At 45.6% G+C, this 20,220-nt stretch carries 19 protein-coding genes; 9 read left to right on the top strand and 10 right to left on the bottom strand.

All coding sequences use genetic code 11. The annotated features are described in order from the left end of the window. Nucleotides 1-138: 138 nt before the first annotated feature. Nucleotides 139-1,467 carry a sugar porter family MFS transporter gene (locus LCM20_RS12755; RefSeq protein ID WP_225195858.1) on the top strand — a complete coding sequence of 443 codons (1,329 nt, stop codon included), beginning with the start codon at nucleotides 139-141 and terminating at the stop codon, nucleotides 1,465-1,467. Between the two features lie 69 nt (nucleotides 1,468-1,536). Here LCM20_RS12755 and LCM20_RS12750 read toward each other — a convergent pair whose 3' ends face one another. The 4 genes from LCM20_RS12750 to LCM20_RS12735 form a co-directional block, all read right to left on the bottom strand. Then, a complete protein-coding gene (locus tag LCM20_RS12750; RefSeq protein ID WP_225195857.1) occupies nucleotides 1,537-1,992 on the bottom strand; it encodes a thioesterase family protein in 456 nt (151 codons plus the stop codon). 12 nt (nucleotides 1,993-2,004) lie between these two features. Next, nucleotides 2,005-2,958, bottom strand: a complete 954-nt coding sequence (locus LCM20_RS12745; RefSeq protein ID WP_225195856.1) for a 3-hydroxyacyl-CoA dehydrogenase NAD-binding domain-containing protein — start codon at nucleotides 2,956-2,958, stop codon at nucleotides 2,005-2,007. After that, nucleotides 2,958-3,842: a 3-keto-5-aminohexanoate cleavage protein gene (locus LCM20_RS12740; protein WP_225195855.1), complete on the bottom strand. Its 885-nt coding sequence runs from the start codon at nucleotides 3,840-3,842 to the stop codon at nucleotides 2,958-2,960. Before LCM20_RS12740 ends, LCM20_RS12745 begins: the two co-directional genes overlap by 1 nt. 123 nt (nucleotides 3,843-3,965) lie before the next feature. Further along, entirely contained in the window at nucleotides 3,966-4,505 is a 540-nt protein-coding gene (locus LCM20_RS12735; RefSeq protein WP_225195854.1) for a TetR/AcrR family transcriptional regulator, read from the bottom strand. A gap of 133 nt (nucleotides 4,506-4,638) precedes the next feature. On the opposite strand from LCM20_RS12735, the gene LCM20_RS12730 reads away from it, so the two are divergent. Further along, nucleotides 4,639-5,352: a DUF421 domain-containing protein gene (locus tag LCM20_RS12730; RefSeq protein WP_225195853.1), complete on the top strand. Its 714-nt coding sequence runs from the start codon at nucleotides 4,639-4,641 to the stop codon at nucleotides 5,350-5,352. Between the two features lie 61 nt (nucleotides 5,353-5,413). Beyond that, nucleotides 5,414-5,554: a hypothetical protein gene (locus tag LCM20_RS12725; protein ID WP_225195852.1), complete on the top strand. Its 141-nt coding sequence runs from the start codon at nucleotides 5,414-5,416 to the stop codon at nucleotides 5,552-5,554. Between the two features lie 56 nt (nucleotides 5,555-5,610). On the opposite strand, the gene LCM20_RS12720 is transcribed toward LCM20_RS12725, so the two are convergent. Further along, a complete protein-coding gene (locus tag LCM20_RS12720) occupies nucleotides 5,611-7,740 on the bottom strand; it encodes a 5'-nucleotidase C-terminal domain-containing protein (protein WP_225195851.1) in 2,130 nt (709 codons plus the stop codon). Nucleotides 7,741-7,956: 216 nt separating this feature from the next. Between LCM20_RS12720 and LCM20_RS12715 the strand changes: the two genes are divergently transcribed. Continuing rightward, a complete protein-coding gene (locus tag LCM20_RS12715; protein ID WP_225195850.1) occupies nucleotides 7,957-8,814 on the top strand; it encodes a dimethylarginine dimethylaminohydrolase family protein in 858 nt (285 codons plus the stop codon). A gap of 67 nt (nucleotides 8,815-8,881) precedes the next feature. On the opposite strand, the gene LCM20_RS12710 is transcribed toward LCM20_RS12715, so the two are convergent. The 4 genes from LCM20_RS12710 to galE form a co-directional block, all read right to left on the bottom strand. Further along, a complete protein-coding gene (locus LCM20_RS12710) occupies nucleotides 8,882-9,703 on the bottom strand; it encodes an alpha/beta fold hydrolase (protein WP_225195849.1) in 822 nt (273 codons plus the stop codon). Between the two features lie 234 nt (nucleotides 9,704-9,937). Continuing rightward, a complete protein-coding gene (locus tag LCM20_RS12705; RefSeq protein ID WP_225195848.1) occupies nucleotides 9,938-11,365 on the bottom strand; it encodes an alanine/glycine:cation symporter family protein in 1,428 nt (475 codons plus the stop codon). Between the two features lie 211 nt (nucleotides 11,366-11,576). Further along, a complete protein-coding gene (locus LCM20_RS12700) occupies nucleotides 11,577-11,999 on the bottom strand; it encodes a hypothetical protein (protein WP_225195847.1) in 423 nt (140 codons plus the stop codon). Between the two features lie 29 nt (nucleotides 12,000-12,028). Next, complete coding sequence (gene galE, locus LCM20_RS12695; RefSeq protein WP_225195846.1) at nucleotides 12,029-13,048, bottom strand: UDP-glucose 4-epimerase GalE; 1,020 nt, start codon at nucleotides 13,046-13,048, stop codon at nucleotides 12,029-12,031. A gap of 343 nt (nucleotides 13,049-13,391) precedes the next feature. Between galE and LCM20_RS12690 the strand changes: the two genes are divergently transcribed. From LCM20_RS12690 to brnQ, 4 genes are all read left to right on the top strand, one after another. Further along, nucleotides 13,392-15,497, top strand: a complete 2,106-nt coding sequence (locus LCM20_RS12690) for a BglG family transcription antiterminator (RefSeq protein WP_225195845.1) — start codon at nucleotides 13,392-13,394, stop codon at nucleotides 15,495-15,497. A 16-nt stretch (nucleotides 15,498-15,513) separates the two neighbouring features. After that, entirely contained in the window at nucleotides 15,514-15,780 is a 267-nt protein-coding gene (locus LCM20_RS12685; protein WP_225195844.1) for a PTS sugar transporter subunit IIB, read from the top strand. Nucleotides 15,781-15,810: 30 nt separating this feature from the next. After that, on the top strand, nucleotides 15,811-17,175 hold the full coding sequence (locus tag LCM20_RS12680; RefSeq protein WP_225195843.1) for a PTS ascorbate transporter subunit IIC: 1,365 nt from the start codon (nucleotides 15,811-15,813) through the stop codon (nucleotides 17,173-17,175). 234 nt (nucleotides 17,176-17,409) lie between these two features. Next, on the top strand, nucleotides 17,410-18,768 hold the full coding sequence (gene brnQ, locus LCM20_RS12675) for a branched-chain amino acid transport system II carrier protein (RefSeq protein ID WP_225195842.1): 1,359 nt from the start codon (nucleotides 17,410-17,412) through the stop codon (nucleotides 18,766-18,768). 42 nt (nucleotides 18,769-18,810) lie between these two features. Here the strand turns inward: brnQ and LCM20_RS12670 are convergent, their stop codons facing one another. Continuing rightward, nucleotides 18,811-19,239, bottom strand: a complete 429-nt coding sequence (locus tag LCM20_RS12670) for a hypothetical protein (RefSeq protein ID WP_225195841.1) — start codon at nucleotides 19,237-19,239, stop codon at nucleotides 18,811-18,813. A gap of 135 nt (nucleotides 19,240-19,374) precedes the next feature. On the opposite strand from LCM20_RS12670, the gene LCM20_RS12665 reads away from it, so the two are divergent. Next, nucleotides 19,375-20,217, top strand: coding sequence for an aldo/keto reductase (locus LCM20_RS12665; RefSeq protein WP_225195840.1), 843 nt, complete (start codon nucleotides 19,375-19,377; stop codon nucleotides 20,215-20,217). Nucleotides 20,218-20,220 lie beyond the last annotated feature (3 nt).

Here is a 20,220-nt window from a genome sequence, read left to right as displayed (position 1 = left end):
CTGTTGACAAGTAAACGAAGGTCCGATTCACCCCATTCTTCCACAGGTATAAAATCCAGAAAGGAATTCCGACGTTTCCTTTTTGACATTTGGTGGAATGAACATGCATATGGAGTTTTCTGGAAGGGTGGTCTTGCTATGAATCGAAATTTAAGTAAAGGTTGGATTTTTTTCTTTGGAGCGTTAGGAGGATTACTATACGGGTATGACACAGGCGTCATATCGGGTGCCCTCTTATTTATAACAGCTGATATTCCGCTTACCGACTTTCTCGAAGGGCTCGTCGTCAGTTCCCTTCTCGTCGGAGCCATTGTCGGAGCAGGGATGAGCGGCTATGTATCCGACCGTTTCGGACGGAGACGCGTCGTATTTGTCATTGCTTTAATCTATATCGCAGGCTCTCTCATTCTTGCTTTCGCACCAAACGTCACGACACTCGTCATAGGACGAGTCATTCTGGGACTTGGCGTAGGGGGTTCCACAGCCATTGTGCCCGTGTACTTATCTGAGATGGCGCCAACGGAACAACGCGGAGCGCTTTCTTCTTTGAACCAATTGATGATTACGATCGGGATCGTGCTTGCGTATCTCGTCAACTATGCCTTCACACCGATTGAAGGATGGCGCTGGATGCTGGGACTTGCAGCAGCACCTGCATTGATTCTCATGGTCGGTGTCTTGTTCATGCCGGAAAGTCCCAAATGGCTGCTCAAGCAGAACCGTGAAAAAGAAGCCCGCAAAGTCATGGGCTTGACGCGTGATAAGAAAGATATCGACGGTGAAATCGAACAGATGAAAAAGATCGAAGCGCAGAAGGAAAGCACGTGGGAGGTGCTGACTGCCAAATGGGTCCGTCCTATGCTGATCGTCGGAAGCGGCATTGCGATTTTCCAACAGTTTATCGGAATCAACGCCGTGATCTATTACGCTCCGACTATTTTTACAGAGGCGGGGCTCGGAAATTCTGCCTCGATTCTCGGAACTCTAGGTATCGGGGTCCTAAACGTCCTGATGACCTTAGTCGCCATTGCTACCATTGATAAGATCGGTCGAAAAAAATTACTGCTGATCGGAAATGTCGGGATGACACTCAGCTTAGTTGTGCTTTCAACCATTCTATTCACATTTGAACTGACAACGAGTATCGCGTGGCTGACCGTGGTCTTTCTCGGGTTGTTCATCATCTTCTTCTCCGCTACGTGGGGACCCGTCGTATGGGTGATGCTGCCTGAGCTCTTCCCTCTTAAAGCAAGAGGAGCGGCAACAGGCTTCACGACCTTGCTGTTATCCGCATCCAATTTAGTGGTTTCGTTATTCTTCCCGATTTTACTCGGAGCGATAGGAACCGCTATGGTCTTTGTCATTTTCGCCATCATCGGCGTGCTCGCATTCCTTTTCGTTCTGAAATACGTACCCGAAACAAAAGGACGAAGTCTCGAACAAATCGAGAACGATCTAAGAGCGTGACGTTAAATGGTTTGCTATTTACCATAACAAAGCCCTGAAGACACTTTCGTCTTCAGGGCTTTGTTTTATCTAAAATCCAATCTGTCTTCCAACTTGTTTCGGTTGTTCCTGATCCTTCGTCTGCTCAAAAATCTCCTCAAGCTTTTCTTCTACTGCCTTCGGAAATGGTGCAGGTCGACCTTCCTTCTGATCGATTCCCATCAGCATTTCTTCCTGTGTAGAAACAAGCTCATCCTTTTCATTCAGCATAGTTAGAAACAGATGCACGCGTTTCGCATCATACTTCAGTACTCTTGCCTGAATAGTGAAAAATCCGCCTTCATGCATTTCTTTCAAGTAGCATGTGTGCGTCTCCAGCGTGAAAATCGTATATTGATAGTGATCACGGGCTTTTTCATCAAGGCCGATATAGTCGATAAACGCATCTGTAGCTAAACTAAAGGCGCGGTTATACTCCGCATCATTCATGTGACCGTTGTAATCCACCCATTCTTTTGGGACAATCTCTTCATATGAAAAACTCACCTGGACTCCTCCTTATACCTTCGTTTTCTGCGATTCCTGAGGCCAGTACTCTTGAACCAAATCATACAGCTTCACAAGAAACTCATTCCGGTTCTGATCCAGCTCGGACATCGTCATCCCGTTAGACTGCTGTTCGCAGCCTTCCACTACATTGTGATAAAGCTCATCCGTCAGCTCAGGAGCTTCGAGCTTCGTCCACGGCTTCTTCAAGGCAGGGCCGAACTGCTTCAGCATATGACGCATGCCGCCCTCTCCACCAGCTAGATGGAACGTAAGGAATGGACCGTATTGTGCGTAGCGAAGTCCTGCACCATGAGTAAAGGCTTTGTCGACTTCTTCTGTCGTTGCAATGCCTTCATTCACAATGTGAAGAGACTCCCGCCAAATCGCTTCAAGAAGTCTGTCCGCGATATGTCCCTCAATCTCATTACGCACAATGAGAACACTCATGCCGATGCTCTCATAGAAGTTCTGTGCCTTCTCTATATTTTCCTGCGTCGTTTTGTTTCCTCCAACGACTTCGACAAGCGGTAAAATGTAAACCGGATGGAACGGGTGCGCGACGACAAAGCGCTCAGGGTGTCTAAGATTCACTTGGAGCTCTGACGGCATAATGCCTGACGTACTGGATCCGATCAGAGCATCAGCCTTTGCGTGACGGTCAATCTCCAGGAGAACCGCCTGCTTCAAATCTTCCCGCTCCGGTACATTTTCCTGGATATAGTCCGCTTCTTTGACCGCGTCTTCAATACTCTCTACAAAAAACAAACGCTCTTTAGATGCATCGTCTGCCACGCCAAGCTGACTGACATAAGGCCACGCATGATCGACCGCTTCACGCATCCGTCTTTCTGCCCCTTCTGCAGGGTCTGTTGCTATAACGTCATATCCCTTGCTCAGCATACGAGCAATCCATCCGTTTCCGATCACACCTGTGCCGACAACGGCTACCTTTTGATTTGGCATTAGGATCTTCCTCCTTTTCGAAGGTTGTATAGATCACGCGCTTCAGCTGGTGTCATCGGCTCCATATCAATACCGTTCAACATCGTGACCGCTTTATCCACCAGCTGTTCATTCGTCGCAGGGACACCTTTCGATAGATAAATGTTGTCCTCAAGCCCTACACGGATATTTCCACCGAGCATCGCTGCTTGAGACGCCATTGGCATCTGCATACGCCCGATTCCGAATGCGGACCAGCTTGCATGTTCAGGGATACGACCTTTCATATACTGCATCGTCTCCGCATCTGCTTCAGCTCCCCATGGAATCCCGAGACAGAATTGATACATTGGATCTCCATCTACAAGCCCTTCCTTCACAAGCTGATTCGCAAAACGGATATGGCCGGTATCGAAGCACTCCAGCTCAGGCTTTACGCCACTATCCTGAATCAATTTCGCTTGATCACGAAGCCAGTCTGTAGGGCTCATGTAAATCATGTTGCCGAAGTTCGTACTTCCACAATCTAGGGTGCACATTTCTGGTAAAAGTTCTCCTACAGGCTTGTGACGCTCCGCTGGTGATTGAATGTCCGTACCGTTTCCACCAGCTGCCGGCGTATCCAAGCTTGGAATAAAGTCGCCTCCTCCGCCTGCCGTGATGTTGATGATGACATCTGTTTCAGACTCACGGATCCGATCTACAATTTCACGATAATGGTCTACATTGTGGCTGATGCCACCTGTTTCGGGATCACGGGCATGGACGTGAGCGACCGTTGCTCCTGCCTTTGCTGACTCAATCGCCGAATCCGCAATTTCCTTTGGTGTGACAGGTACATTAGGGTTTTTCTTCAACGTATCCCCTGCACCAGTTACAGCTGCCGTTAACAATACTTTATTCATACCGAATTCCTCCTCGAATGTTTTGAACTAGTTGAAACTATACCATCTGGTCGGTTTAGTTTCAACACCAGTTTCGGGGTGAAATTTTTGGCATAAAAAAAAGCTCCCTTCAAAGGAGCTGGATCATTCGGTATAAGTTTTTTCTTTTAAGCGTTCTAACACCTGTGACCTTAGTGAATCTGGGAGAGTACCGAGCCCAAAAATCTCAGAGAGCCACAATCCATCTACAGCCAATCGCAGAATCGTGGCGTCTACTTCTTCGATGCCATCGTTCTCGATCTGCTGCTGCCACTCGGCATACGTATCCTGCAGCGGCTTCAATAAATCAGGGTTTATCCCTTGTGCAGCGAGCATACCGGAAGAAATCGTCCGGTTTTCTACCCCTTTATCATGCATGACGTTGATAAACGAACGAGCCCATTTCCCTTTTTCTTCTCGATCAGCCTGAACCAACGATTCCACGTTGTCACGGTAGACTTCGTTCATATGCTGAACGAGACCTTTGACGAGTGCCTCCTTGGAAGAAAAGTGATACAACAGGCCACCCTTGCTTACTTCAGCACGCTTGGCAACGGCATCCAGCGTCAGCGCATCGCTCCCCTGCTCTTTCACGATTTTCGCTGCAGCTTCTAAAATTAGTTGTCGCTTCGATTGTCTAGGCATATTTTTTGTCCCTCATTTTCACCATCATTTTCAACTATCGTACCAATCTCCCCAGCTTTGAACAAGCAATGACTGAATCACACGATTCTGTGATTTGTTTTACGAGACCCGCGCATACTAGAAGAAAAAAGGGGTGGGGACGATCGAAACATTTCTATTTCCGGTACTTAGAACAGCTGCAAGCTTCATCATTCTTATGATTGTCACACTTATGATCGGTAAGCACATCAACGCCCATAAAACCCACTACAGCTTCGCCCTATCCATCACAATCGGATCCATTATCGCAAACATGGCCTTTGATTCGGCTATCCCTTTCATGCAGATCTTCATTTCGTTCTTAACCATTGTCCTACTATTTTACTTATTCCTCATTCTTTGCTCCAAAAGTCGCACAGTAAGAAAGTGGGTATCCGGAAGACCGAGCGTGTTGATTGAAAACGGGAAAGTTCTTGAACACAATATGAAAAAAATCAGCTTCTCCCTCGATGACTTGAATCAACAGCTAAGAGAAGCTGGGGTCTTTGATTACAACGAACTGGAACACGTCATGCTGGAAGTGAGCGGACAGCTCTCGATCAAAAAGAAAAACATCCATCAGGCACTGACTAAAAAAGATCATGGTGTTCCCCTGAAAGAAGAAAGCATGCCGCGGGAACTGATTATGGACGGGGAAATCATTGAGAAGAATTTGAATGAGACCTATTCCAAGGAATGGATCATCGAACAATGTAAACGAAGAAACGTCAACGTCCAAGACGTGTTTTATGCAGTAATCAACAGTACGGGGAGTCTTTTTGTAGATGAGTATAAAGACCACCTCAAGTCTCCTACTCATGTCGAGTGATGAATGGATGGCACAAAACAAAGCAAGCTAATAAGAACTCGTAAAAAGGAAGGTGAAAATCATGACGAAACGGAAAGCACAGCGCGATGCTGCTCTGACCAGCAACAACACACCAACTGAGAGCATCCCTCACGAAAACGACACCGGCAAACGTACAAATAAAAACCGTCCTGTACAAGGACCAGGAGCAAACACGAAATAAGTGATTATAAAAAAAGGGTGACCCCGAATGGAGTCACCCTTTTAATCAGTAAAAAATTATTCGGCTACGTCTGTGATACGGCCTTCTGTTTCTGGAGATACCGTTTCACCTTGAGACTCAAGGTACTCCACGAAGATTTCGTAGTCCATGAATCCAGGCTCACTGACACGGTTTTCCTCATACGCTTTTTCAAACGTCGTATAACCGTCTCCACCTTGGATGGTAAATAAGTTACTTGCTACGTGATACTCTTCGTCTCCTTCAAGAGCGACGAATCCGTCTTCTGTCTCTACTTGAACATTGACGATACGCTCACCAGCTGGCTGGCTGCTGTCGTATTCGAATTTCATACCCGCTACGTGAAGGAAGGCACCTGATGCTTCTGGAGCCATTGAGACACTGTGCTCAAGCGCTTCTTCGATTTCAGAGCCCGTTAACGTCATGATTCCAAGAGAGTTTCCGAAAGGCATGACCGTCAATACTTCACCAAGTGTGATCGGACCTTCATCGATTGAAGCACGGATTCCACCACCATTAGTTACAGCAATATCCGTATCCGGGTTGATGCTCTTCGCTTTGGCAAGCATTCCGTCCGCAATCAAGTTTCCAAGGTTCGTTTCACCTGTACGAACATCCGCACGCTCACCATTCAGAGCGACCTCAGAGGATACCCCGACTTCTTCATTCTTAATGGCTTCCACTTGCTCTGTGTAAGGCTGAAGTTTCGTTGCAAAATCTGCATCTTCTTCTAATCCTTCAAGCGCGATTAATTCTCCAGCATACCCTTTGACTACACCATTCTCGTCGAATTCAACTTCAAGTGTACCCAGATTGTCGCTATACTCACCTGTCTGCACAAGAATAGTAGGCTCTTCATCTCCAACGACATTTGGAGTCAATTCCGTATGGGAGTGACCTCCGACGATGATGTCAATGCCCTCTACTTCTTCAGCTAGCGTTACATCGTTATCATAATCGGCGTTGTCGTTGTAGCCAAGGTGCGTAAGAGCTACAACTTTATTAATGCCTTGGTCTTGGAAGGATTGAACCATCTTTTCAGCTTCTGCAATATAATCTTCAAATGCGATATCAACTGGGCTTGAGATATCCGGCGTTTCAACCGTAGAAAGACCAAAGATTCCGACCTTCTCGCCATTTACCTCTGTCACGATTCCACCGTAAATTTCCCCGTCTTCCGGCATGGAGGCAATTTCATCGCCATTATCCATCGCGTCAAATAGTTCATCACCTGAGAAGTCTACGTTCGCTGCAACAAATGGGAACTCTGCGTTCTGTACAAAGTCTGCCAACGCCTGGTGACCATTCTCACTCTTACCAAGGTCGAATTCGTGGTTACCGAATGTCATCGCATCGTAACCAAGCTCGTTCATGAACTCAAGATCAGCCTGTCCGAGGAACTCTTGGAAGTAAAGGGTTCCGGAGAAGACATCTCCTGCATCAAGAAGGAGCGCTTCAGGATGGTAGTCACGGTACGCATCGATCGCTGTTTTCTTCTGTGCGATATTCTCGATGTGACCATGTGTATCATTCGTATGCATGAGAGAAAGTTCGAACTTTCCATCCTGCTCATCCATCATTTCATATGCCTTCTGTAGGAAAATCGCATAGTCGCCACGTTTAGCCGTAGCTTCTGTGCCAAACTGGTCTTCAGATACCCCGTTTGTCACTTCGTTCGACAACAATGCTTCAACCGCATCTTCATAACGGTCAGATACATCCGTGAATGGAAGTTGCTCGACACCTTTCAAACCAAAGCCTTTTTGGATCCAAACCGCAAGCTCTCCACGAGTGATCTCATCCGACGCTCCGAATTGAGTTTCAGATTTACCATTTGTAATGCCTGCTGTCTTAAGCGCATTCACAGCACCTTGTGCACGTTCAGGGACATCTGTGAATCCAGCATCCTCTGCCATCTCTTTGTCCAAACCTAGTACATTAGCCAGTAGAACGGCTGCGTCCACACGTTTGATAGACATTTGAGTTCCGAACTGAGTTTCTGAATAACCATTCGTCGCTTCTTGATCCAACAAAAAGTTTACTGCGTCCACATAACGATCCGATACATCACTGAAATCTTTCGCATCCGCCGACGCCGCTGGTGCCATCGTAGCTGATACGGCAGCCATCGCAGCTAAAGACGCGACAACTTTGTTTGTTTTACTCATGTCATTCTCCCTCTCCGCTTATGTATTTGACCTTTTTCCCCTTTATCAAGAGATAAATATGAAAAAAATCAACTAAATCTAGTATATCAGAACCATTTCAATATTTTCTATATTATTTTTTGAAAATTAGGTAAAGATTCTGTGTTTATTTTTCGTATAATGAGGGAATAGTAGTTTATTATTCTTCTTTAAAATTTTGACCAGGGGGTTTCATCCGTGGAAGATGCAATGAAGCGCAGAACCATCGGTTGCACAACCGAGTTCCAGCCATTAAAGAGTGTGATCGTCGCTCCACCTACTTATATGAGGATTGAAAGCATCATGAATGAAACCCAAAAACATTTTAAGAAAGCCAATATCGATCAAGCGTTGGCGACAGAACAGCACCAGTCCTTTATCCGGATTATGAGAGAGCATCATATAGAAGTAATCGAGCTCTCATCCGATCCCGAACTCAATGAGCAAGTATTCACGCGCGATATCGGATTCACCATTGGCAACCACCTGTACTTAGGCGTAATGGATGAACCACTCAGAAAAAAGGAACCTGCATTATTGAAAGATTGGGCCACCCTCCACACTGTTCCTTTCGAAGAATTGACACATGGAACCATCGAAGGCGGCGATGTCGTGATGGACGGATCGACCGTCTGGGTGGGCAGGAGCGGGCGCACTACGAAAGCAGCAATCGAGGAATTAAAAAAGCGTGTTGAAGAGTTTAACGTAGAAGAGGTCAAGTTGAAAGAAGGAGTCCTTCACTTGGACTGTGCCTTTAACGTATTAGATGAATCAACTGCCATCGTTTATCCTCCCGCTTTTCATGAAGAGGACGTCCAGCGCATCAAAGGAAAGTTCACAACGATCGAGGTTACAGAAGAGGAGTACTTCACCCTCGGCCCTAATGTACTCTCTATAGGAAATCGCAAAATCATCAGTCTTGAACAGAATAAAAGGGTGAATCAAAAACTTAGAGAAAAAGGCTTCCACGTCATTGAGATCGATTTCAGTGAGATCATAAAATCCGGTGGATCGTTCCGATGCTGCAGCCTCCCCCTTTACCGTAAAGAAATCTGACCTAAAACAAAAAGCCAGCACTCTGAACGAGTCTGGCTTTTTGTCTTGTTGAGAAGACATTCTATCATCAGGACTTCTGCAGAGCACGATCTTGCGACCAGTACTTCTTTCCATCGTCCTCTTTCTGACGCATAAACGCCATAGAATGCTCGTTGAACGTGTCGGAATCATCCAAGTTGACAACGTGACCAGCATCAGAAACAATCTTCAAATACGCATGAGGAACGTTTCGAATATCTCGGACCACATCCCGCTTGAACATATGATCTCCGCTTCCCATTATATAAAGCTTAGGGATATCAGCTGTAAGAGCCGGAACATTCTCGAATGTCTCCCTTACATTGTGGGCAATTTCATACCAGCCCAGAAACTCTTCCCTTTTCATTCGTGATGCCTCTTTGATGAAAGCATTTCTCGATTCGGTGTGGTTCTTCCGCGGCATAAGAATTTTCGCGAAGAGGGCGTATAACCAAATGTGCGGTGTGAAGTTCTTCACCATTCTTCCAATGAAGAAGAATGACTTCGCAACGGGACTCATTTTGGTAATCGCCCCACCTAAGACAGCACTCTGCACACGCCCGGGCTCTAAAGCCATCACTTGATGGATTAGAACAGACCCAAGTGATATCCCGACGAAATGAGCTTTCTCGAGTCCTATCTCATCCAAAACATCAATGACATCCCGAGCTGCACGCTTGAATGAAAAGTCATCGACCTCGTATACACTAGGTGAATTCTTGTGCCCACGAAGGTGAACTACAATCACGTTGAAATGCTCTTTATAACCTTTTATTTGAGGGAAAAAGACACTAGCACTCCCTCCGATGCCATGTAGCAATACAACATATTCTTTGGACGGATCTTCACCAAAGATCTTATATTCTAACACTTGCGCACCTCTCTCATGATGAATGACAAAAAAGGAGAAAAAGTGACACCGATCTCCTTTCTACAAAGATAACATAGTCGCTTTGTAGAGGACAGGAAGAATGCGCCTTTTCACTTTTTTGACAAATTTAAGGGATACCAATGAGTAAAGCGCTTCCTTTTTATGAAGAAAACAAAAAACAGGGGCTTCATTCGCGCACTCAGCGGAATGAAGCCCCTGTTGATAAAGTAAAACTTAACCTGCAGCTTCCTTCTTCGTCTCCAACTCATCTTCCCAGGCTTCCGTATTTTCAATCCCAAGTTTAGAAGGAGAGAATTCCGGATTTTTGCCTGCCTTACGCTGCGCTTCATAATCTTTTAATACTTTGAAGGCTACTTTACTTAGAAGACCGATGGCAATCAAGTTAATCACGGTCATCAGAGCCATGAACAAGTCCGCCATTTTCCAAACTAAGCTCAAGCTTGAAACGGATCCAATCAACACAAAGGCCATTGTCGCGAATCGGAAGACCATTTTACCAGCTTGACTCTCTTTAATGAACTCAATGTTCGTTTCCCCGTAATAATAAGAACCGATAATCGAGCTGAATGCGAATAAGAAAATCGCTACTGAAATAAAGATTCCAGACCATCCACCAATGTGGCTGTTCAATGAATTCTGAAGAAGCTCAATACCTGATACATCCCCCGTTTGGAAGATTGGCGCCATCAAAATGATGAAGGCAGTTGCCGAACATACCAGGATTGTATCCACGAATACTCCTAGTGATTGAACAAGTCCCTGCTTAACAGGGTGTGATGTCGTCGAAGTCGCCGCTGCGTTCGGTGCACTACCCATACCAGCTTCGTTGGAGAAGAGTCCACGTTTGACTCCGTTCATAATTGCAGCACCAATCGCTCCGCCAAACGCCTGCTCCAATCCAAACGCACTACCGACAATAACACCAATGACAGATGGAATCTGCGTGAAGTTCATCACAAGAACCACAAGAGCGATGGCAATATAAAGTACCGCCATGATCGGTACAATCACACTCGTCAAGTTCGCAATTCTGTGTACCCCACCGAAAATAACCAATCCTGTAATAGCTGTCATGATAATCCCTACGACAAGACGATCCATACCAAAGGAGTTTTCAAAAGCTAAAGCAATGGTATTCGCCTGTACGGAGTTAAAGATAAGTCCAAATGTTACAGCAATCAGAATCGCAAAGACAATCCCGAGCCACCTTGATCCCAAACCTTTTTCAATGTAATATGCCGGTCCACCACGGAACGCCTTTGTATCCCGTACTTTATATACTTGCGCTAATGTACTTTCGATCAATGCGGTAGCCCCTCCAAGCAAGGCTACAATCCACATCCAGAATACAGCACCTGGTCCACCCAACGTGATCGCTACGGCTACACCTGCCAGGTTCCCTGTCCCGATACGTGTAGCAGCACCGATACAAAACGATTTGAATGGAGAGATGTTCTTTTCTCCCTCTTTGTATTCCGGCTTTTCCCCTAACACTTTGATCATTTCACCCATGAAGCGGAACTGAACAAAACGTGAAGCAATCGTAAAATAAATGCCAATTCCTAATAGTCCCGCTATGAGAACGTACCCCCACAACACTCCGTTGGCTGAATCAATAATACCTGATAAAAAATCCTCCATAAACGCATCCCCTTTGTCAGAAAAATCAAAAACTTATATATACATGTTTGCACAAATAAAAAGAAATTTCAATATTTTCTTACAATAACGGTCTGATTTTATTCCACCTTATGTAAATAAATCTAACATATAGAAATAAAACCATATAAAAAAGAGAGCCTGTGAGGATTAATCACAAACTCTCTTTTGCCTACTCTACGGAACGATATCGTTAATAAGGAATATATAGTGTAGCATCCAATGGAAAACCGAAATAAGAATAATGTACGGTCAATTTTTCAATAGCATAATCAGCCCTCACCCTTATTGTGGCGCGTTTTTGAGCATCGGGCAAATTTTTTTGATCCATTGATGACTTCTCACATAATGCATCCAAATCTTGAAAACGAACAGGTCGTTTCTTCGCGCATTGGTAAAGGTCCAGACCAGATATCTCTGCCCCGTTATTCAAGATAACCTCCTCGATTTGAATACCAATAACTCCCTGATTTTTTAGCCCTATCAATTTTTCATTGTGACGATCAAAAAGGTTGCTGGCGTCAAAAAGCAGCGGCTCGTTCGCTCTCGAATAGAAGAAAAACAGGACAAGCGTCACGATCAAGCCGATCAGGGCAAGTTCCGTAACAGCCTTCACTCTCCTTCTATTCTGATCCGCGAGTTTTATTATCTTTCGTTTTCGGATAATGCCTCTTGAGAAGAACGACTTTGGTAATTCCACGCATCCCGGCACATGTCCTGAATGCCCCTTTTCGCTGTCCAACCCAATTCATTCTCTGCTTTTGATGCATCAGCAAAACAAGTGGCGAGATCACCAGGTCTACGCTGCACAATATCGTAAGGCACAGGCACTTGGTTCACTTGCTCAAAGGCTTCAACCAATTCAAGCACACTCGTCCCTTTCCCCGTCCCAAGGTTATAAACCCGCACGCCTTCTTCAAGATGTTCAAGCGCTGCAATATGCCCTTCAGCCAAATCCATTACGTGGACATAATCCCTTACACCTGAACCGTCAACCGTATCGTAATCGTCACCAAATACACTCAGCTTTTCTCTGATCCCTTTTGCCACCTGGGTGACGTAAGGCATTAAATTATTCGGAATCCCGTTTGGAGATTCACCGATCAACCCACTCTCGTGAGCACCTACCGGGTTGAAATAACGGAGAAGGGATACGTGAAAATTCGGGTTCGCTTTAGAGATGTCAGATAGAATCCGCTCGCTCATCGCTTTCGTTTCACCGTAAGGGTTCGTAGTCGGTAGCAACTCCATACTCTCAACCATCGGAGAAGCGTTCTCTCCATACACGGTAGCAGAGGAACTGAAAACAAATTTCTCTACATTATGTTTCAAGCAGAGATCCGCCAATACAATCGTACTCAGCAGGTTGTTACGATAATATTTACTCGGTAGATTCACAGACTCTCCCACGGCTTTAAACCCAGCAAAGTGAATCACTCCATCAAACGAATGATGAGTAAAGATCTCATCCATTGTCTTCTCATCGGTCACATCATTCTCATAAAACATGACCTCTTCACCTGTAATGCTCTCAATTTGCTCAAGCGTTTCGCGGCTGCTGTTGCTCAAATTGTCGACAATGACGACTGAATGCCCAGCCTGAAGCAACGAGACGCATGTATGGGAGCCGATATAACCTGTACCACCTGTTACCAAAACGTTCACGTTCATTCCTCCACTCATTTATTTATGTAAGATCCCTGTCATGATCCGTATTTGTGATCATTTTATCACATTTCATCCATTAATAGGAATAAAACCACCCCGCTCGATTTCGCTTCATTCCACCGAAGGTGCTACAGCTGACCCAACCACAACCCTAACCAGGCGTAGTTTTTGTCGATATTTGCAACGAACAACCCGAAGAGTACAATTTTGCAAAATATACTTTGAAGAACTCTGCACTTAGAAAGCCCTTACATAAAGTCTATTTAGGTGCTATAGTATGAATCAAGGTCATGACAACAACATCCCAAGTATAACTTTGCAAAATAAGGAGGACATCCTTATGATCCTGGATAATCGAAGCATGCATCTTTTATCCATCCTTAAACATTCGGCTACGCCACTCTCTATGAAGCAGCTGGTCGAACAAATGAATGTATCGCAGAGAACCATCTATTATGATCTTGAACGAATCAATGATTGGTTAGAGGAGAAATCACTCCCGCCCGTTCAACGGGACCGGGGAAAAGGACATTATCTGACGGATGATTCTAAAGAAGCGTTGGATGGACCTGCCCCGCCCAAGAAGTGGCATTACCACTACTCCCCGGAGGAAAGACGGTTACTCATAACAGCCGTTCTGCTTATCCAGCCGGAGCAGGCATCCATGAATCAGTGGATGGATCTGACAGGAGTCAGCCGCGGAACGGTCGCGAATGATGTGAAGCAGGTCAAACAAGAGTTTGCACAATCTGGACTCAACCTGCTGTATAAAAAGAACCAAGGCTATCAACTCGAAGGAGTAGAAGAAACGAAGCGAAGATATTTATCAGACCTCTTCTCTACTATTCTAACGAATCAGGAGTCCAAGACAGTCCGTTCAGAGATTCAAAAGCTTCTGTGGAATGATCAGACAGAATCGACGGATGAACTGAACCGGGACACCGTCAAGCAGCTTCTCTATGAAACAGAAAAAGAGATGGGCATGACGTTCACGGATGCCATGGTCGAGGCACTTGCCCTTCAAGTCATCACCATGTTAAGCCGGATCAAAGAGCAGCAGCTCGTCGAAGTGAATCCGGAGGAAAAAGCCGTATTGGATGAGACTCACGCTTTCAAAGCTGCCGTCCATTTATCCAACAGTCTTGAGGAACACTTTGACCAAGTCATCCCGGTAGAAGAGACCTATTTTCTAACCATGGCTCTGCTTGGCTCGAAAGTTCACCATGACGAATTCCCGCACCGTACAGAAGAGGAAATCAAAGGGTTGAGGCAAGTCATTCAACGTATGATTCACGACTTTCAAACCTTCGCCTGTGTGGAGTTCGATCAAGTAGATGAACTTGAAAATAACTTGATGGCACACTTGAAGCCGACATACTACCGCTTAAAGTACGGCGTCACACCATCCAACGAGTGGTCGAATCAGATCCGTGAGAAATACGGTGAGATTTACCGCCTGACAGAACGGACGATTTATCATTTAGAGTATTTCGTCGGAACTTCTATACCCGAAGAAGAAATCGCTTACATCGCCATTCACTTCGGAGGATGGCTGACCCGTGAAAAGAAACAGGTGGAAACCCGTTATAAAGCCGTCATCGTTTGTGAGAACGGAATCGGAACGTCCAACATGGTCAAGACACAACTTGAGAATATGATTATCGGACTCGAAATTACGGCCACCCTTTCAACGAGGGAATTCCACGAATTTAACGAACCTGTGGATGTTATTTTTTCAACCAATTATATTAAGCCTAAAAAGGTGCCGGTCATCCATGTACCGGTCATTATGAAGAACCATGATAAGGAACACGTTCTTAATCAGCTGAACGAGCTGTTTGATCGCACATCCAATTCCTTATCTCAACAAGAGAAACTGATGGCTATCGTTGAAAAGCATGCCACCGTTCACAACAAGGAAGCACTATTGGATGAATTCGAATTATTCTTCGAGCAAAAGATGCCGACGCGAAAGGAGCCTGATCAACCGATGCTTACGGATTTACTCGTATCAGAAAACATACTTGCAAGAGAGAGCGTGACAGATTGGGAAGAAGCGATAAGACTTGCCTCATCTCCTCTATTGGAACAGCAGGCGATTGAAGATTCTTATGTGGAAGCCATGATTCAAAACGTAAAAGAACTTGGACCTTATATCGTGATTGCACCGAGAATCGCCATCCCGCACGCAAGACCTGAAGCTGGTGTAAATCGTCTATCTATGAGTCTACTGCGCTTGAAAGAGCCGGTGAGGTTCTCAGAGAAAGAAAAACACAAGGCGCAGCTGATCTTTGTACTGGCTGCCATCGACAACCAAACGCACTTAAAAGCCCTATCACAGCTGACAGAGATCCTGTCTGATGAAGAGAACATCACGAAATTAATCGACACGGATCACCAAGAGCAAGTCGTCGATCTTATTCAAAATCAATTGGTTCAACAATAATAAGGAGGAATTTTAAATGAAAAAAGTATTAGTAGTATGCGGAAACGGTCTAGGAAGCAGCATGATTGTGGAGATGAACGTAAAAGCGATTCTTAAGGACATGGGGAAAGAAGCAGATGTATCCCACACAGACTTGACGACAGCTAAAACGGAGCAGGCAGACTTGTTCCTAGGTTCAGAAGATATCGTAGGCTCACTGGATGACGGAAGCCGCAACGTTGCTCTTCTTGCTAATTTAATGGACAAAAATGAAATTCGTGAGGCACTTGAACAGAAGCTTTAATATAACCATCCAAGATAAGGAGGAATTCACATGGTCGATTTAATTATGAAGGACATACTGGGGACTCCGGCTATTTTAGTCGGTCTCTTCGCACTCATTGGTTTGATTGCCCAGCGCCGTAACATTGCAGACGTCATTTCCGGAACACTGAAAACGGTAATGGGCTTTGTCATTTTAGGTGCCGGAGCCACAGTACTTGTTCAGTCTTTAGGCCAGTTCAGCAGCATGTTCGATGAAGCCTTCGCCGTGCAAGGTGTCATTCCGAACAACGAAGCGATTGTGGCGCTTGCCCAGCAATCATTCGGTACCGAAACAGCGATGATCATGTTGTTCGGTATGGTTGCCAACATCATACTCGCAAGACTGACTCCACTCAAATATATCTTTCTTACAGGGCACCACACGATGTTCATGGCCTGCCTGATCGCTGTTATTCTGACAACCGGCGGAATCACAGGTGTACCAATGGTCATCATCGGCTCTATTATTCTAGGGTCACTTATGGTCTTGTTCCCAGCCCTTCTTCAACCGTTCACTCGTAAAATCACAGGTTCTGATGACTTTGCGATTGGTCACTTCGGTTCGATCGGTTACCTTGTTTCTTCCCTTGTCGGAAAAGCTGTCGGGAAGAAGTCTAAGTCTACAGAGGAAATCGCTGTACCGAAATCACTCGGTTTCCTACGCGACACGTCCGTATCCGTCTCGTTGACGATGGTACTCTTATTCTTCGTCGTCGCACTCTTTACAGGCCCGACGTTCATTGAGAACGAATTGAGCGGAGGACAGAACTTCCTAGTCTTCGCCTTCATGCAAGGTCTTACCTTTGCTGCTGGTGTGTACATCATCCTAGCTGGTGTGCGTATGCTATTAGGTGAAATTGTACCAGCCTTCAAAGGATTCGCAGACAAAGTTGTACCTAATGCGAAGCCGGCACTTGATGCGCCTGCGATCTTCCCGTTCGCAAGTAACGCCGTAATCATCGGTTTCCTTTGCAGCTTTATTGCAGGACTGTTGAGCATGTTCTTACTACCACTATTCGGACTGAAGGTTATCGTACCAGGACTTGTGCCACACTTCTTCACAGGAGCAGCAGCCGGTGTATTCGGTAACGCAACCGGTGGACGACGCGGAGCCGTACTCGGTTCTATGGCCAACGGTGTGCTGATCAGCTTCCTTCCAGCTATGCTTCTACCAGTCCTTGGGTCTCTTGGATTTGAAGGAACGACGTTCGGAGATGCAGACTTCGGAGTAGTCGGAATTGTACTCGGCTATGTCATTTCACTTGTACAATCCAACCTTGTTTCCATCGGACTGATCGTTGTCATTCTTGCCGGTCTATTCGGTATCGTATGGAAGAGAAGAGGCCAGGACGAAACACCAGAAAACGCAGCATAATAATGGAATCAGGAGAGTGTCTGAAATATCAGGCACTCTCTTTTTTATGGACATTGAGGGCATGATTTATGAGAAAGGAATGCCGCGTTCCCTCCCCAAAGCTCATCCCCCTCTTCCCTACCTCACCCTTTTTCTACAAATCATCCCATCACGGTATTGTCCATCTCCTTTATCACTGGTATGATTATTCTCATTGCCACTACAACGCTTTACATGACAAAAGGAGAAGAATGTATGAAGAAGAAGATTTCATTTTCAACGTATGCTCTGATCGGCACCATGCTGTTCGGCATGTTCTTCGGAGCAGGTAACTTAATTTTCCCCATCCAGCTTGGACAGATGGCAGGAACGAACTTCTGGCCGGCATTGATCGGTTTTCTCGTAACCGCAATCGGCCTTCCGTTCTTAGGTATTTTGGCCATTGGATTGTCGGGAAGTAATGGGCTGCGCGATTTAGCCAGTCGTGTCCACCCTGTGTTCGGGATCACGTTCTCGCTTGCCCTGTATTTAACCATAGGGCCATTTTTTGCGATTCCCAGAACGGCAACGGTCCCGTTCGTTGTAGGCTTCGAGCCGTTCATCGCACCTGGACAGATCAGCTTGTGGCTCGCGGTATTCAGCTTTATCTTTTTTGCTGTGGTTTACTATTTTTCTTTGAATCCCGCAAAAATTATGGATTACGTCGGCAAATACTTAACCCCTACGTTTCTCGTGTTCTTATTTATACTTATTATGACCGCGATCTTCAACCCAATGGGAAGCTTTGCTGAGCCGAGTGGAGATTATATGAATCTGGCATTTATGAATGGCTTCACAGAGGGATACAATACGATGGATGCGCTCGCTTCCTTAGCTTTCGGTATTGTTGTGATCAACGCGATTAAGAGACAGGGAATTGAGGATCGAAAAGAGATTGCAAAGGCCACTTGGAAATCCGGACTGTTTGCGATGGGTCTGATGATGCTTATTTACGGATTGATCACGTATATGGGAGCCTCGAGCGTACAGGCTGTTGGGACCTTTGATAACGGGGGACTCATTTTTGCAGAAGTGGCTCAGTATTACTTCGGGCCATTTGGAGCTGTGCTGCTTGCGATTATCATTGTACTTGCCTGCTTGAAAACAAGCATCGGGCTCATTACAGCATGCAGTGAATTTTTCCACGAGACGTTTCCGAAAGTCAGCTATAAACAATTCGCGCTTCTGTTATGCGCGGTCTCGTTCACAATTGCAAACTTCGGTCTGACGAACATTATTCAGTTCGCCATTCCTGTACTGATGCTTTTATACCCGCTGGCAATCGTTCTCATCCTGCTTGGGCTGAGCTCACCGCTTTTCCAACATAAGCGCAGTGTTTATACAGCTTCGATGGGACTGACGCTTGTCATCAGTATCATGGATGGATACAGCGCCTTGATCGACAGCCTTCCCGGCGCCAAACTGTCAGTGCTTGATCAAGTCCTGACGTTTTATACGGAGTATCTCCCGCTTTATGAAATCGGTCTTGGGTGGATTCTTCCTGCTGCAGCGGGTGCTGTTATTGGAATGCTCATACGGGACAGGCATGTTCAGCCATCCCTTCAACATCAATAACGTAAATGAAAAAACCGCTGAACCTACTTAGGTCAGCGGTTTTCATTCGTTTACGGAACGCTCTCGGAAAGAGCCCTTGATATAACGCGGTCCTTTCAAGAAAAAATAAAGACGCTCATAATTCATATAGAGATCCTGCTTGTGAAAATAGATTTCTCCCACCGCTTTGATATTCTCCAAGAAAAGGTCCTCATTCATCTGCGTGTCCCCTCGCACCGCAAACACACTATACATCACCATTAAATCAGCCTTGCACGTCGGCGACTGCACGAGATTTCTCATCTCGATTAACTCAGCTCGGCGTAACGGCCCCCCTTTAAAGCCGATATCACTGAACCGTTTCATTACTTCATAACCACGAGAATCACAGAAGCTCGACAGGACATGATCTTGATGCACGATTCTCTCAATAGGAGACGCACCGTTCGATAACGTCCGCGACTTTTTGTAATAACAGAAAACCTTCCTCACACGCCCCACACCCCTACCAGCATAATCTAGTAAGCTATTCTTCCAATAATCTCCTGCTTTTATACAGGGGTGCATGTTTGTTTTTTCCTGATCGTGGTATTTTACCATTATGAATTCATGAAGGAGGATGGAAGGATGGGAAACGAAACACCAGAAAAGACACTGCATGACGGATTGACGATTCCAAGTATCGGATTCGGAACGTATGCTTTGAATGGATCAGAAGGCATTCATGCTATAACCAGCGCAATCGACGAAGGCTATCGATTGATTGATACAGCGTACAATTATGAAAACGAAGGAGCAGTCGGCAGGGCGATTCAACGCAGTTCGGTACCACGACACGAACTTCGAGTCACATCAAAGCTTCCGGGGCGTTATCATGGCTACAAGAAAGCTGTTACTGCGATTCAAGAATCCCTGTACCGATTAAATCTGGATTACTTTGATTTGTACTTAGTTCACTGGCCAAACCCAAAGCAGGATCAGTACCTGGAGGCTTGGCAGGCTTTAGTTGATGCGAAAAAATGGGGCTTGATCCGCTCGATCGGTACGTCGAACTTCCTCCCAGAGCATATCGATCGTCTGGAGCAGGAAACAGGAGAACTCCCGACCATCAACCAAGTCGAATTACATCCATACTTCAACCAAGAGCAGCAACGGGCCTATCATCACGAAAAAAACATCCAGACCGAATCATGGAGCCCACTTTACCGAATCAGCGATATCGTGGAAAACAAAACACTTCAGAATATTGCCGCTCAGCATGAGAAATCCGTGACCCAGATTATTCTACGCTGGCACTATCAGCTCGGCACAGTCCCGATTCCGAAATCTTCATCCGCCAAACGTCAGCGTGAAAACTTGTCTATTTTCGACTTCACACTCAGTGAGTCAGAGATGGGATTGATCAATGAACTATCGAAACCTGATGGCCGAATCAACGATCAGGACCCGGCCGTTTATGAAGAGTTTTAAACA

It is taken from the genome of Halobacillus litoralis (genome assembly GCF_020171725.1).
Classification (GTDB): domain Bacteria; phylum Bacillota; class Bacilli; order Bacillales; family Halobacillaceae; genus Halobacillus; species Halobacillus litoralis_F.
This window is presented reverse-complemented; position numbering and strand designations above follow the sequence as displayed.

What these genes read in the sequence shown, in the direction of transcription:
- LCM20_RS12755 (WP_225195858.1), top strand. Translation starts at nt 139, where the DNA reads ATGAATCGAAATTTAAGTAAAGGTTGGATTTTTTTCTTTGGAGCGTTA.
- LCM20_RS12745 (WP_225195856.1), bottom strand. Translation starts at nt 2,958, where the DNA reads ATGCCAAATCAAAAGGTAGCCGTTGTCGGCACAGGTGTGATCGGAAAC.
- LCM20_RS12740 (WP_225195855.1), bottom strand. Translation starts at nt 3,842, where the DNA reads ATGAATAAAGTATTGTTAACGGCAGCTGTAACTGGTGCAGGGGATACG.
- LCM20_RS12735 (WP_225195854.1), bottom strand. Translation starts at nt 4,505, where the DNA reads ATGCCTAGACAATCGAAGCGACAACTAATTTTAGAAGCTGCAGCGAAA.
- LCM20_RS12725 (WP_225195852.1), top strand. Translation starts at nt 5,414, where the DNA reads ATGACGAAACGGAAAGCACAGCGCGATGCTGCTCTGACCAGCAACAAC.
- LCM20_RS12720 (WP_225195851.1), bottom strand. Translation starts at nt 7,740, where the DNA reads ATGAGTAAAACAAACAAAGTTGTCGCGTCTTTAGCTGCGATGGCTGCC.
- LCM20_RS12705 (WP_225195848.1), bottom strand. Translation starts at nt 11,365, where the DNA reads ATGGAGGATTTTTTATCAGGTATTATTGATTCAGCCAACGGAGTGTTG.
- LCM20_RS12690 (WP_225195845.1), top strand. Translation starts at nt 13,392, where the DNA reads ATGATCCTGGATAATCGAAGCATGCATCTTTTATCCATCCTTAAACAT.
- LCM20_RS12685 (WP_225195844.1), top strand. Translation starts at nt 15,514, where the DNA reads ATGAAAAAAGTATTAGTAGTATGCGGAAACGGTCTAGGAAGCAGCATG.
- LCM20_RS12680 (WP_225195843.1), top strand. Translation starts at nt 15,811, where the DNA reads ATGGTCGATTTAATTATGAAGGACATACTGGGGACTCCGGCTATTTTA.
- brnQ (WP_225195842.1), top strand. Translation starts at nt 17,410, where the DNA reads ATGAAGAAGAAGATTTCATTTTCAACGTATGCTCTGATCGGCACCATG.
- LCM20_RS12665 (WP_225195840.1), top strand. Translation starts at nt 19,375, where the DNA reads ATGGGAAACGAAACACCAGAAAAGACACTGCATGACGGATTGACGATT.